The 14258-nt window shown below is 46.2% G+C and carries 10 protein-coding genes; 3 read left to right on the top strand and 7 right to left on the bottom strand.

The genetic code is table 11. From position 1 onward, the window contains the following. Positions 1-53: 53 nt before the first annotated feature. The 7 genes from H7R39_RS00055 to selA all read right to left on the bottom strand — a co-directional run bounded on the left by H7R39_RS00055 (position 54) and on the right by selA (position 10217). Entirely contained in the window at positions 54-2018 is a 1965-nt protein-coding gene (locus H7R39_RS00055) for an FTR1 family iron permease (protein WP_185897430.1), read from the bottom strand. Positions 2019-2219: 201 nt separating this feature from the next. Further along, on the bottom strand, positions 2220-2780 hold the full coding sequence (gene fdh3B / locus H7R39_RS00050) for a formate dehydrogenase FDH3 subunit beta (protein ID WP_002948963.1): 561 nt from the start codon (positions 2778-2780) through the stop codon (positions 2220-2222). Positions 2781-2790: 10 nt separating this feature from the next. Continuing rightward, positions 2791-5751, bottom strand: a complete 2961-nt coding sequence (locus tag H7R39_RS00045; RefSeq protein WP_267454373.1) for a formate dehydrogenase subunit alpha — start codon at positions 5749-5751, stop codon at positions 2791-2793. An 11-nt stretch (positions 5752-5762) separates the two neighbouring features. Beyond that, positions 5763-5972: a twin-arginine translocation signal domain-containing protein gene (locus tag H7R39_RS00035; protein WP_002948952.1), complete on the bottom strand. Its 210-nt coding sequence runs from the start codon at positions 5970-5972 to the stop codon at positions 5763-5765. A gap of 334 nt (positions 5973-6306) precedes the next feature. Next, complete coding sequence (locus H7R39_RS00030; RefSeq protein ID WP_122863134.1) at positions 6307-7014, bottom strand: thioredoxin domain-containing protein; 708 nt, start codon at positions 7012-7014, stop codon at positions 6307-6309. A gap of 60 nt (positions 7015-7074) precedes the next feature. Continuing rightward, entirely contained in the window at positions 7075-8895 is a 1821-nt protein-coding gene (gene selB, locus H7R39_RS00025; RefSeq protein WP_185897428.1) for a selenocysteine-specific translation elongation factor, read from the bottom strand. Then, entirely contained in the window at positions 8892-10217 is a 1326-nt protein-coding gene (gene selA, locus H7R39_RS00020; protein ID WP_185897427.1) for an L-seryl-tRNA(Sec) selenium transferase, read from the bottom strand. The genes selB and selA overlap by 4 nt, the downstream gene beginning before the upstream one ends. Positions 10218-10378: 161 nt before the next feature. Here selA and H7R39_RS00015 point away from each other — a divergent pair, with 161 nt between their 5' ends. The 3 genes from H7R39_RS00015 to H7R39_RS00005 form a co-directional block, all read left to right on the top strand. Beyond that, positions 10379-12049, top strand: a complete 1671-nt coding sequence (locus H7R39_RS00015; protein ID WP_185897426.1) for a 4Fe-4S binding protein — start codon at positions 10379-10381, stop codon at positions 12047-12049. Beyond that, on the top strand, positions 12042-12761 hold the full coding sequence (locus tag H7R39_RS00010) for a formate dehydrogenase-specific chaperone (protein ID WP_185897425.1): 720 nt from the start codon (positions 12042-12044) through the stop codon (positions 12759-12761). Before H7R39_RS00015 ends, H7R39_RS00010 begins: the two co-directional genes overlap by 8 nt. A gap of 229 nt (positions 12762-12990) precedes the next feature. Further along, positions 12991-14258: ankyrin repeat domain-containing protein (locus H7R39_RS00005; RefSeq protein ID WP_185897424.1), on the top strand; the 1268-nt coding region annotated here is incomplete at its 3' end.

The following is a 14258-nucleotide window of genomic DNA, read 5'->3' as shown; positions in this document are numbered from 1 at the left end:
GTAAATTTATTTTTAAGCTTCGCGGCAACCCGCGAAAGCTAGAAACGTCAAATTTAAGCCTCTTTGGCTTGCTTGTTTTTCATTATGATTACGCCGATGATCAGCGCCGCTATCATGATAGCCTGCGGCACCAAGCTCTCGTAATACGGATAAATGCCCAGCCACTCGATAGTCGGGAAGCCTTCGATCTTAGTCGGAACGAAAATTTTACCTTCGACGAACTCCATAAGCCCCTTGCCCACAAACACGATCGACATATAAAAAATGATCGCCGAAGTGACCAAGAAAAACGGTTTGATCGGGATTTTGATAGCAAAAATTTTAAACACGTAGTAAGTAACTAGCAAGACGACGAGACCCACTACAAATCCCAGCGCGATCATCGAGTAACCTGCGCTATCTTTAGCGTCGAAAATCAGCGCCTGATAGAAAAGCACGGTCTCTGCGCCTTCTCTAAATACGGCTAAAAATACCGTCCACCAAAGCGCCTTAGCAGAGCCTGCGGATATCGACTCGCTGACGTGGCTTTGGATATATTTGCTCCATTTTTTCGCGCCCGCATTTGAAAGTAGCCAAAAACCGACGTAAAAGAGCAGTCCCACGGCGATAAGCATCACCGCGCCCTCCATCACCTCTCTTTTTTGACCCGCAGCGTCGGCAAATATCAAATTCATAATCCACGCCATAACAAAGCTTAACACAACCGCTACGGCAAGCGAGCTGTAAACGATGCTCATGCGCTTTTCGTTGCCGGTTTTTAGTAGATACGCCACGACGGCCGCTACGATGATGAGCGCCTCAAATCCCTCGCGAAGTATAATCGTAAGCGCGTAAAGAAATAGCGCCCAAGGCGAACTGCTACCGCTTGTTTTTTCTAGCGCGGCGTCTAAATTTGCGCCTAGGTTATCGGCTGCTTGCTGGAGTCTCTCGACGCTCACGCCCGCTTTCATCAACGCGACTACTTCGCCGAAATTTCCTTCTATCTTAGTTTTTAGACCGACGTCTATCGCGCCTACTTTATTTTCCATGCCGCTACCTTCGAACTCGTCGAAGTAAATATCCTGCGCATCGCTCATAGCTTTAGCTACGTCTTTTGCGGCGTAAAGTTTGATCGCGTCGGCGATTTTTGCCTTTATGTTTGCAACCACCGGCGCAAAATCAGTAGCTGCTTCATCCTCGGCGCTATCAGGTAAAACCACGTTGGCAGCTAGCGAGCCCGAGTCCATAGGTAGCTTGGCAACGTTTTCGTATATCAGCGCATCAAGCTCTTCCAAATTTGACTTTAGTACGTCGGCGGCTACATCGTTGTTTATCGCTATTATCGCCGAACCCATGCGTTTTTGGATGTCGCCGTCGATACCCTGACCGCCGTCTATAAATCTACGGATAGCCTCTTCTAACTTCGTGTTGCGATATAGCTCAAATTTGGCTTTGTTGTTTATCTGCTGTTTTGCTGCGTCTTTGTCGCCCTTTTCGTAGGCCGCGGCCGCAGCGCTAAGGGCTGTTTTTATGTCGTTATAAACCACTTGCCAGTGCGGCTCGATAGCGGCGCTACTTGCAGGTTGCGCCGTAGTTTGGCTAGCCTCAGTAGCCTTAGCGGTCTGTGCGGCGTCCGCGTTTTTAGGATCGGAGTATTCGCCCACTAGCTTGTGACCGGTGTTTATGACAGGCAAAACCTCATCCATCTCTTTGTTTAGATCGTCCATTATCGCTTGTATCTCTTCTACGGATTTTTTAGCGATGATGGCTTTGCGGATTTTGCCGAATTTAGACTCCATCGAGTAGGCTTTTTTCTGCCCCAAATTTACCCTGATTGCCGCTTCGATATTTTCGAAATGCCCAAAATACGCATTTTGCGTGGTGGTTTTTGCCTCGTCGATCTTGCCCTCTTTATACTGCTGCATAATGCTTACGAACGAATCTTTTATGCTCTGTATCTCAGGGCCGTAGTCGGTATCGGCTGCATTTAGCATAAAAGGGATAAAAAGCGCGAGTATAAATTTTAAAAATTTGCTCATAAAAAACTCCGATAAAATATGTTTTAAGCGGACATTTTACCATTTTAAAACTTTAGCGAAAATAAAAACGGCTATCAAGTATCAATCTTATCAACAAGCTATATTTTTTGATTATTAGATTGATCCGACTTTGAAATTTGAGTAAATTTAAGAGGTAAAATTTGAAAGAAAATTCGGGAGCGAGTCGCCCCCGAATTTGAGTTAGATAGTAGTGCCCGCTTGTCTTAGCATAACGCGTTTGCGATATACGTTTGACACGTCTGCGGCGTCGCCGACTAGTAGCGCGTTGGTGGCGCAAACGGCGGCACACATAGGGACTTTGCCCTCTGAGATGCGGTTTTGACCGTACATATGAAGCTCCTCGTGAGAATTCGTCTCCTCAGGGCCTCCGGCGCACATGGTGCACTTATCCATAGCGCCTTTTATGCCGAATGCTCCGTCTCTTGGGAACTGCGGCGCGCCGAACGGACATGCGTATAGACAGTATCCGCAGCCGATGCATTTGTTTTTATCGTGAAGCACGATACCGTCGGCTCTGATGTAAAAACAATCCACCGGACACACCTGCTCGCAAGGAGCGTCGGTGCAGTGTTGGCAGGCTATCGTAGTCGATACTTCCTTACCCTCTATACCGTCGTTTAGCGTGATGACCTTGCGGCGGTAGAGCCCCACAGGGAGCTCGTGAGCCGAAGAGCAAGCAACCTGGCATCCAAAGCAGCTGATACATCTGTTTGTATCTACGAAAAATTTCATTCTTGCCATCTCTTACTCCTTAGACTCTATTTTCGCCGTATTCGTGGAAGAAGGTGTTAAAGCCCTCTCCGTCCGCTTTTTCTATCCTGCAAAGTCCGGCGTTAAATTCCGAAATTTGAGTAACCGGGTCAAAGCCGTAGTTTGTTACGGTATTAAAACTCTCGCCGATCGTATAAGGCTTAGTACCCTCAGGATAGCGATCCTCTAAGCTCACGCCTTGCATAACGCCCGCGAAGTTATACGGCATACAAATTCTATCCGGCGTAACCATCTGAGTATGATAGCAGCGAACCTTGATCTTAGTGCCTTGCGGAGAGTGGATCCACATCATATCGCGATCTTGGATACCGTATTTTAGGGCAAGCTCAGGGTGAACGTTAGCAAACATCTCAGGCGTGATCGCCGCTAGATACTTACTCGTTCGCTCGATCATACCAGCACCGCTTAGGTTTACTAGGCGCAATGTACTAAATACGATAGGGAATTCCTTACTCCAGTCTTTTGCTTGCTGCTCGGATTTGTATTTCGTCTCGACGCGGAAGTTTCTAGCCTGATCGTCGAAAGTCGGGTATTTTTGCACCAAATCCCAGCGCGGAGAGTGGATAGGCTCGCGGTGTTTAGGGATCGGATCTAGGAATTCCCAAACGATCATTCTAGCCCTTGCGTTACCAAACGGCACTACGCCTTTTTCGCGGCATTTTTCTAAGATAAGTCCGCTGTGATCCGTACTCCAAGTGGCTCCCATCAGTCTTTTTTCTTCTTCGGTTAAGGTTATACCTAGGACTTTTTCGATATTTTCTTTGGTAATTTGCGGATAGCCGCCTTTTACGTCCGATCCTACCAAAGTCGTATCCTCGCTAGCTAGCTGACTAACGCCGTTATGCTCTAAGCCGAAACGATTTCTAAATCCGGAACCGCCCTCTGCGTAAGACTTGCTCATATCATAAAGTATCGGCGTACCAGGGTGTTTTTCGTCCCATGCTGGCCAAGGTTTACCGTAGTATTCGCCTTTTACGTCGCCGCCGATACCCATTAGCGTATCAGGGTCGAAATTTTGCCAGTTAGCCTGATGTCTTCTGAACATCTCGGCCGTTCTACCGGTATAGCCGATAGATTTACCCATGCGAGCTATCTCGTTTGTAGCGTCGTCAGGCCACACAAAGTCGTCTTTAACTTGTTTTGGCTCGTGATTAACGGTCGCCATCTTCATGCCTTTTACGTATTCGTCATAAAAGCCAAATTTTTTAGCAAATAAGAACATAACGTCTTGGTCAGTCTTGCTCTCGTAAAGTGGCTCAACAACTTTTGTTCTCCATTGACCAGAGCGGTTAGTCGAGCTTATATGACCTTCGTTTTCAAACGCAGTAGCCACCGGAAGCACGTAAATTCCATCTTTTCTATCACTTAGGATTGCAACTTCATTTACGAAAGGCTCCGCAACTACTAGCATATCTAGCTTGTCGACGGCTTGCTGAATTTTTGTAAGGTGAGCCATAGAGGTGATACCGGTTCCTTGAACCCAAAGAACGCGAAGCTTACCGCTTGTATAGGTTTTTTCCTCTTTTAGAACGCCTTGCCACCATTTTGATAGCGACCAGCCTTTTTCGTTTCTCCAGTTTCTATCTTCCGGATTTTGCGGATCGTGATAAAAATACTCTTCAAATACGGTATTTTTTACCGGAGCGCCGCCTTGTTTCGGCTCTTTTGTCGAAACCGCAAATCGTTTGATAAACTCGTCGTAATCAACGCCCCAGCCTTTGCAGTAGTATTTCCACGAGGCGTCTCCTAGTCCGTAATACATCGGCAAGCTATCAGAAAGATTACACATATCGGTAGAGCCCTGAACGTTATCGTGGCCGCGGATGATATTACAGCCGCCGCCCGGTTTACCCATATTGCCTAGGATTAGTTGAAGGATAGGTAAAATTCTGGTATTTGACGTTCCTACCGAGTGCTGGGTGATGCCTAGAGCCCAGATAACCGTTCCCGGTTTCGTATGCGCCATTATATTAGCAGCCTCTATGAGTCTATCTACCGGTACGCCCGTAACGTCCGAAGTAAGCTCAGGAGTCCAGTGTTCGGCCTCTTTTCTAACCTCTTCGATGCCGTAGGTTCTGTTTTCTAAAAATTCTTTATCTTCCCAGCCGTTTTTAAGGATAATGTGAATAAGTCCGTAAATAAGAGCCACGTCTGTTCCTGAACGCTGACGCAAGTAAAGATCCGCGTGCGCAGCCGTTTTAGTAAAATTCGGATCCGCTACGATTAATTTTGCGTTGTTTCTATCTTTGGCTTGCAACATATGCTTCATACCGCCGACGGGATTTGCTACAGCCGAATTCGCACCGATACAAAAGATCGCTTTTGAATTTGCCGTCATATCTCCGAAGTGATTCGTCATCGCGCCATAACCCCAAGTATTCGCCACACCGGCGACTGTTGCGCTATGTCAAATGCGTGCTACGTGATCGTTGCTGTTTGTACCCCAAAACGCCGCAAATTTGCGGAAATAGTAAGCCTGCTCGTTGTTAAATTTAGCCGAACCCAAGAAAACTACGCTATCAGGACCGTCTTCTTTACGGATTTGTAGCATCTTATCGCCGATTTCGTTTACGGCTTGTTCCCAGCTGATGCGCTCCCATTTTCCGTTTACTTTTTTCATCGGAAATTTGATACGCTGTTTTGATTTCGTAAGGTCGATCTGATCGATTCCCTTAGAGCAGTGCGAGCCCTGAGAGATCGGGTGATACATAGCCATATCTTGGCGTACCCATACTCCGTCTTTTACCTCGGCTTCGATACCGCAGCCAGCCGAACAAATAGAACAAATCGTTCTAACCTTTTTTGAACCTTCGTAAGGATTTTTTATCTCCTCGTTGGTTGCCTTTCTAAACGTCTCGTTTTCGCCAAATGCCATCGTGCTACCGGCACCAAGAGCGGCAAGCTTCAAAAACGAGCGTCTTCCTATGCGTGAATCACTCATGGTTTTCTCCCTTAGTAAGCGATCTTATAGTAGTATTCCCACTCTTTGCTTTTTTTGTAAAGCACCTCTTTTTTGCTCGACTTGCCGACAACTACGCCGTTGTCGTCAGGAGCAAGCTCGTCGCTAGTCGGTTTTGCGATAGCTGCAGCGGCCAATACAGTCCCGCCTACCGCGCCGACCTTCAGAGATTTTTTGAGAAAATCTCGTCTTGATCCTTGCATGTTTTCTCCTTATTAATCCCAAATTTGAAATTTTTGAGACGTTTTTAGAAAGATATTGTTCAAATTTTGCATATTTCCTAGGCGTAGTGCGCCTTACAGGCGCGTATTTTAGGGCACTTGCATATTTTAAAATATCACTATGCAAATTTAGCATATTTTGAGAATAAACGAAGTAAAAATATTAGATTAATTATGAAACTTAATAAATAGTTAAGGAAATCTAAAATTTAGCTTAAGTTTTAATACTATATATCAAGTTATAAAAGTATATTTTATGAAAATTTAGGGCTTTTGAGCTAAATCTGGTAAATTTAGCTCAAATTTGCGTTAGAGATTATTTTTGCAGGTCGCTTAAATTTACTATAAAAGGCACGGAGCGAACGCCTGCAGCGGAGTATTTTTGTCTTAAGTTATCCATCGCTTTAACGTCTGCGTCGCTAACTGCACCGTCTGCTACCTTATAGTCGTCCGCGAAATATTTTCGTAAAATTTTGATCTTATCGCTATCGGTTTTTGCGCTTGCTGCGTCTTTATAGATCAAAAAGCTTTTTTGCAAAGACGAAACGTCGTGAACCGGAGTTAAGATTAGCTTTACGTTGCTTTCTTTTAGCGTCGCTTCGATCTTTTCAAGCTCTAAGCGGCAGTATGGGCACTCAGGATCGGAAAACATCACGATAGTAGGCTTTTTAGAGTCGTTTCCTAGAGTGATGATATTTTCTTTTTGCTCGCTTTTATATACTTTTGAGATGTTTTTCGCCGCAATTTCCTTTTTTATCTCTTGCATGTAGGCTTTTTGCGCTTTTAGGTCGATGATGTCGGGGAAAAGCAGGTCGCCTTTAGTAAAGATAACCTCGTCTTGGCTGACTTGGCCGTTGCTCAAATTTACCACGACCGCTTCGATGCCGTCGGCTATCGGTTTACGCTCGGTTACGTTTACTTTCACGCCTTCGCCGACCATCTGCGAGTAAAAACCGACTACCTGCTCGTTTGACGCCGCAAACATCGCAGAAGCCGCCATTAGCGACAAAACTATTTTTTTCATTTCATTCCTTTTTTAAAAATTTGCGCGGATTATATTTGCTTTTTTTAAATAGATAAAAAATCACGCTTTTAAAACTCGGTCGGTGCCGTTTTTAACGATATTGGGATCCAGATCGAGTTGCTCGAGGTAGGCGATTATGTATTTTCTGCTTAAATTTAACGCCTCTTTCGCGTTCGTTACGTTTACGAACCCTTGCGCGGAGATGATAGCTTTTAGCTTGGCAAGCGCCTCGCTTAGGGCTTTTGACGTTACGAAAAGATTGTGCGCGAGCCTAACCACGCGGCCGATGCCCGTTAGCTTTTTTAGCGCGTTATCGCCGCTAACTCGGTCGATCTCAAGCTCGTCGTAGATGTTATAAGGCGCCAGGGGGGCTAAATTTCCGCTTTGCAAAATCTCGTAAATTTTCTCCTCAAGCCTGATTTTTAGCTTGCTCATATCGACGCCCGTTTTGGTATAGACGCCGTCGTTTTTGGTTATCGCGCCCGCGCTTTCTAGCTCATCAAGCGCTTTTTGAGCGATGCTTTCGCTAGCCCACGAGAGCTTTAGGCTGATGCTAGTAGCCGAAAATACCGCAAATTCGTTCTTTTCTATCATAAATTTGACCGCGCTTTTTATCCGATCGACCGCGCTTAGATCGTAGATATTTAGCGCTTTTTCATCGACGAATACGTTTGGCGTTTGTTTTGCTATCGCTACGGCCTCCTCGTGATTTAGCCCGAAGCGCTGATAGGCCGAGATGATGCCAAAGCCGTTTTTATGCGTATCTTTTAGCATCGCAAATGCGCTTACGAAGTCCTTTTTAAGCAGCGAGTTTAAAAACGAAATTTTGCTTGATTTTTTCATCGGTTCGCTCACGGCGTTTAACACCCTGCCGCCGCCTATGACGCGACCATTTGCGATAAGCACGAACGGCTCGTCGAATTTTAAAAACATATCCCTTTCAAATTTAAACGTCGCAAATATCCCGCCCTCTTTTTCGCTAAGAACCAGCGCCTTTGCGGGCGCGGCCTTTGCGCCGACGCAAAACGTCACGCTCTGCCCGTGCGTTAGCTCGCGAGCGAAAACGATCGCGTCTATCTCGCGAAATCCCCTAAAAAAGCCCTTTTTACTAAGCAGTTGGCCTTTTTTTAGATCGTTTAGCTCGATTCCCGTCAAATTTAGCGCCACGCGGCTGCTAACTCCCGCGCGGTCGACGAAGGTATCGTGGCTCTGCACGCTTCGCACCTGCACCTCTTTGCCAGCATCATAGTTAAACAGCTTCTCGTTTTTGCTCACGCTGCCCTCTATCGCGGTGCCCGTGACTACGTTTCCGATACCTTTTAGGCTAAAAACGCGGTCGATATAGTATCTAAAAACGCCCTCTTGCTCGCGGCTAGCCGCCTTTAGCGTAAAAAGATAATTTCGCAGCTCGTCTATACTCGCGCTATCTTTAATGCTAACCGGGAAAATCTCCAAAATTTGTAGATTTTTGTAGTTTTGCGCAGCGGCGTAAATTTCGCCCTTTCGCTGCTCTATTAGCTCCGCGCTAGCTAGGTCGCATTTAGTTAGCGCGACGATAAGCGAGCGAACGCCAAGGATATTTAAAACCTCCAAATGCTCCAAAGACTGCGGCATTAGCCCGTCGTTTGCCGCCACGACGAAGAGGCACGCGTCAAATCCGTACGCGCCGCTGATCATCGTTTTGATCAAATTTTCATGCCCAGGCACGTCGATAAATGCGATATTTTCGCCGTTTTTGCTCAAATTTGAAAAGCTAAGATCGATCGTGATCCCGCGCTTTTGCTCCTCCTCTAGCCTGTCGCCCTCAAAGCCGTTTAGTTCCTTTATCAGCGCCGTTTTGCCGTGGTCGATGTGCCCGGCCGTTCCTATTATTAAGCTCATTTTTCATCCGTTTCGTTGATTTTTTCTATCAAATTTTGTACGTCCGCTTCCAGCACGCTGCGAAGATCGAGCAGGAATTTACCCTCCTCGATGCGGCCGATCACGAGATTTTTCCTAAATTTAGCCTCGTTCTCGTTCGCGTTTCCTTTGACGGCTAGCGCGACGCTAGGTATGCGTTTGTTTGGCATAGTGCCGCCGCCTACGAAGGTCGTAGTGCGCACGATTTCAAGCGGATTTTTTAGCCGCGAGTTTATGAAATTTGCCGTGTTTTCTAGCTCCTCTACGCTTTTATAGAGCTGCTTTACCGTCGTGATAAGCTCAAATTCGCGGTTTGCGTAGGCTTTCGCGCTCTCGGCCAGTAACGAGATGATCACCTTATCCACGCGCAGCATTCTTAGTAGCTGATTTTTCTTTAGTTTTGCGATGAGTTCGCGTTTACCTAGGATTATGCCGCACTGCACGGAGCCAAAGAGCTTGTCGCCGCTAAAGCTAACGAGCGAGGCCTCTTTTAGATTTTTTAGATTAGGCTCGTTTCGCTCGAGGCCGTATGGCAGCTCACCGTAAAATCCGCCGCCAAGATCGAAATAATCAATGAGATTTCGCTCTCTTGCCAGCGCGCTAAGATCCGGCATCGCCGCGTCCTCGCTAAAGCCCACGATGTCGAAATTTGATCTATGCACCTTTAAAATCAGCTTTGAGTTTTCGTTTATCGCGCCCTCGTAGTCGCGCAGGTTGGTTTTATTGGTAGTGCCCACTTCACGCAGGATCGCGCCCGAGTTTGCCATGACTTCGGGTACGCGAAAGCTCCCGCCGATCTCGACTAGCTCACCCCTGCTGATGATAGCTTCGCCGCCTTTTGAGAAGGTATTTAGCACCAAAAACACGGCGCTTGCGTTGTTATTTACTATAACGGCGTCCTCAAATCCGAAAAGCTCCGCCAGCAGTCCGCCCACGTAGTCGTAGCGATTTGAGCGGCCGCCCTTTTCGACGCTGTATTCTAAATTTGAATACCCCGTAATCACGGGCGCTCCTCGGCGTAAAATTTCAGGATCGATCGCGCTGCGGCCGAGGTTTGTGTGGATGATGACGCCTGTTGCATTTATTAGATTGCGTAGGCTCAAATTTGACGCCTTTTCGTATCTTTCGAGCGTATTTTGGACGATCTCGCCTGTCTCGGGGCAGTTTTTGCCGCCTAAAATTTGAGCGCGAAGGCTCTCTAGCTCGGCCCTAGCGACTTTGGTTAGCAAGCTAATATCAAGCCCGGAAAATCGCTCGTTTTTTATAAATTTATCTATCTGCGGAAGTTTTCGTAGTTCGTTCAAATTCGCTCCTAGTAAATTTGTGTTACCGAGCGCGATTTTAGCATAAATTTGGATAAATCTAATCTTATTAAAAAAAATAAATATAAAAATTCAGAGCCTATTAATGCCTTTAGTATTAAAATGCGCTTAATTTTGATAACGCATAGCGCGGGGAGAAAATCATGAAAGAATTCGGTTTTTACAACGATTTTGACGAGAATTTGATGCTAAACGAGCAGATTGAGATAAACGGCGAAGGCGAGTATCTCGTCTCAAATTCGCCTAAACTAAAATCAAGCGTCGTAGCGCCTGAGATAAATTTTTATCTAAAAAACACCGCCGACTCGGTGCTAGATAAAGCCAAAAACACGCTTTTGCTTTATGAGGCTAGAGCTAGCGCCTTTGACCTAGCGCGCGACATCGACTACGAAAAGCAAGTCGGCAAAAATGTCGTGATCGTTAGCAACGGCGGACGCGAAAATTTGGCGAATTTGCTTAAGGTTAAAGGCTTTAAAACCATCGAGCTGACGCATTTTGAGATCAAATTTATCTACGGAGCCGCAGGCGAGCTAAGCGTGCTAGTACTGCGCCCGGACGGCGAGTTTGAGGTAGACTGCGACTTTTTCCTCGTAGAAAACGCGCGCGAATACATGCTAAAGCAAAGCGGTTGCTACGAGATCGCGGGCAAAAGCGACGAGGAAATCGCCTTGCTGCTAGACGCGCAAAGTCCGAAATTTAAATTTAAAAGCCACGTCCACTACGACTCCACGATCTGCCAGTATCACGAGCGCAGACACGAGATCTGCGGCAGATGCGTCGAGGCCTGCCCTACGGTAGCGATACTAAAAGAGGACGAGACCAAACACCTAGTTTTCTCGCATATCGACTGCGTAAACTGCGGCGGCTGCGTGAGCGTGTGCCCTAGCGGCGCGCTTGATTACTCCGATATGCCGCGAAACTCGTTTGCCCAGATAGCCAAACTCTACCGCGGCAAGATCGCGCTAGTCGTACCCGCAAAGGCAAATTTAGAAAACCTAAGCGTAAATTTACCCGCAAACGTGCTGCCTTTTGCCGTGAGCGGCGAGAGATTTTTGAGCGAGACGCATCTGCTCACGCTACTTCAAGAAAGCGGCGCGCAGGTCGTGATCTACGAGCAAAATATCGGCAAAGGCACCAAAGACGCGGTGGATATTTTAAATCAAATTTACGAGCTTAAATTTAACGAAAAAGCCGTCCTGGTCGTGCAAAACGAAGACAAGCTAAAAAGCGCCCTCTCTCAGGCCAAATTTATCGAGGGCTCGCAACACTCCATCGCCGAGTACGCCATGCCAAAGCGCGAGATTTTCGCCAAACGCCTAGAGTGGCTAGTCGGAGATCAAAATTTAGGCTCCGTTAGCACCACAGAGCTCATCAGGTACGGCCGCGTCGAGATAAACCGCGACACCTGCACGCTGTGCCTAAGCTGCGTGGGAGCGTGCAACGTCGCTGCACTAGTTGCGGACAAGAAAACAAACTCCATCGTCTTTAACCCGAGCGTCTGCACCGCGTGCGGATACTGCGAGCTTAGCTGCGCGGAAAAAGACACGATATTTTTACGCCCGGGCAAGATCGACCTGGAGCCTAGTTTCTTTACGTTTAACGAGCTAGCCAGAGACGAGCTTTTCGCCTGTATCGAGTGCGGCAAGGAGTTTGCGACCAAAAAGGCCGTCGAGAAGATCGCCTCGATCATGGCGCCTAAATTTAACGGCGACAAAGCCAAGCTAAAGACGCTTTATTGCTGCTCGGACTGCAAGGCCAAAGTAATGATAAAAGCGCAAATGGATCAAATGAAAGAAGAGGTTTTAAATGGATAATAACTTAACCAAGGCGCGCGCGTATTTTTACGAGTTTTTGGCCTATCCGCTGTTTTTTCACGAGCACGGCGGTAAATTTGACCGCTGGCGCGAGCAGCTAGCCTACCTAGCGACCAGTCCCGTTACGCCCCAGAGCGAGGCTGCGTTTGCAAATTTGGCAAAATTCGACTTTGAGAAATTTGCCAGAGAGCAAAACGACGTGCTTTTTGACTTTTCTTACTCCAACATCCCGCTAAACGCCTCCTTTTACGAGGATGGGCGCGACGACGGCGCGGCTAGGCTGCGCGTGATCGAGTGTCTGAAGCTAAGCCCGTACCGCAGAGACAAAGAGGCCTGCAAGGACAGCGAGGACTACGTCGGATTTATATTTTTGGCCACGGCGACCTTTTTGCGCGACGAGATAGCGGGCGCGGCAAATATCAGCAGCAAGCTATTTACGGACGTTACAAACAAATTTATCGACGAATTTATCAAATTTTTATCCGCTCACAAAAATGCCGACTTTTTCGCCTCTTACGCAGTTATCTTGCGCGATTTTATCGAGCTTGAGCGTGCGGTGCTAGGCGTAGAGGCTCCTGCGGCGCCGATCGGCGACAGCGCGGCGGTAGCCTCGATGAAAAAAGAGCCGTTTCAAAGCAAGATGCCTACGGCCAAAACCAAACTCCGCTGGGAGGAGTTCTCGCCCGTTATCTCGCAAGAGTTCGACGACTGAGGACTGCGCGCTTAAATTTGCTTGCTAGGCTCGTGCCGGCAGGCAAATTTGCGCTTTAAATTTGGCGAGATAAACCCGTCCGTTTTCGGTATGAATTTATTTTAGCTTTATTTCAACCCGCCCGAATTTACTCCCGCTTTTTTCAAATTTACCGCCCCCAAATTCACTCAAATTTAACCGCCCTTTGGCTAAGATTTCGCAAATTTAGTCATAAGCAAAAGGATCGAATTTGCAAAGCTTTTTTAAATTTCTATTCACCCTCGCAGCCTTTGCTGCTATCCTCTTTTATCTTTCTTTTTTAGGAGTTAAATTCGATAAATTTGGATCAGGCTCTATGCCCACGGGTTTTACCGTCACTCCCGATACCAAGATAGATCCAAACTCCGAGCTAGCTAAATACGTAACGCAAGAGGAGATAGAGGCGTTTGGATTTGGAGTTAGAGATATCGTTTGCGACGAGGAGAAAAACGCTACGCTAGTACCTTTAAGGGCCGCTCTTGATAGAAAAGATACCGATTTCGTAGTTAAATTTATCAAAGACAACAATCTAACCGCCGACGTAGAGATGAGAGACAAAAGAACTCCGCTGATGTACAGCTCTTTTAGAAACGACGTAAATACCTTTAATGCCTTGCTAAATTTAGGGGCGGGTATCAGGGCTAAAGATAGATTCGGCCTATCTCCTATGGCTTATGCAATTATGTTAAACTCCGTTGATACGGCTAAGATATTACTAGATAAAGGGGTTAAATTTGAAGAGGTGGAGTATGTATCGCCGCATATTTATACAAACAGATACTATGATTCTTCCAGGTTTGAATCCATAATCATAAACGGCGAGAATAACATAACAATACGCTACAAATACGATCAGAGGCGTCCAGAGACGGATCTAAATAATCCGCAATGCGTAGAGTCGAGCACTAGATATAAATCGGATCCGTTTTTCTACGTAGTAAATAGAAATCTACCCCAAATGGCGGAACTAATGCTAAGCACAGGGTATAAACCTAAAAAATTTGAAATGGGTATCGGGCCAGAAGGCATAAAAGAAGAAGAGAAAAACAGACCGTTAGAACAAAGCGGCTGGGCATATCTAGGCAACTACGAAAACTACGAGCCCATGCTTGACGTCTTTATAAAATACGACCTACCGAGCGCTCCAAATAAAGAGCAGTTAAAGGAGGCATATAAAGTGTGCAATGATAATTTAAAATATTATACAAAAGAAAAAGAAAAATACATCTATAAAATGAATCAAGGCAGAGACGAAGAGGCCGAAGAAAAGATAAAGAAAAAGTATGATAAATACAAATATGCTCCTTATTCGCTACTATATGAAGACGGTCTTTTACAATACAAACCAAAGCCGATAGACCCGAAAATGATAGAAGAATTTGATAAAGAGATAGACTACTATAAGCAACATTGTTCAGATGAAAATTCTACGTTTAAAGATACCGAATCTTTTGTAAAATGGGCAAATGAAGAAAAAAG

The organism is Campylobacter massiliensis, from assembly GCF_014253065.1.
Classification (GTDB): Bacteria; Campylobacterota; Campylobacteria; order Campylobacterales; family Campylobacteraceae; genus Campylobacter_A; species Campylobacter_A massiliensis.
The sequence above is the reverse complement of the archived record's forward strand: the minus strand, read 5'-3'. Positions and strand labels throughout refer to the sequence as shown.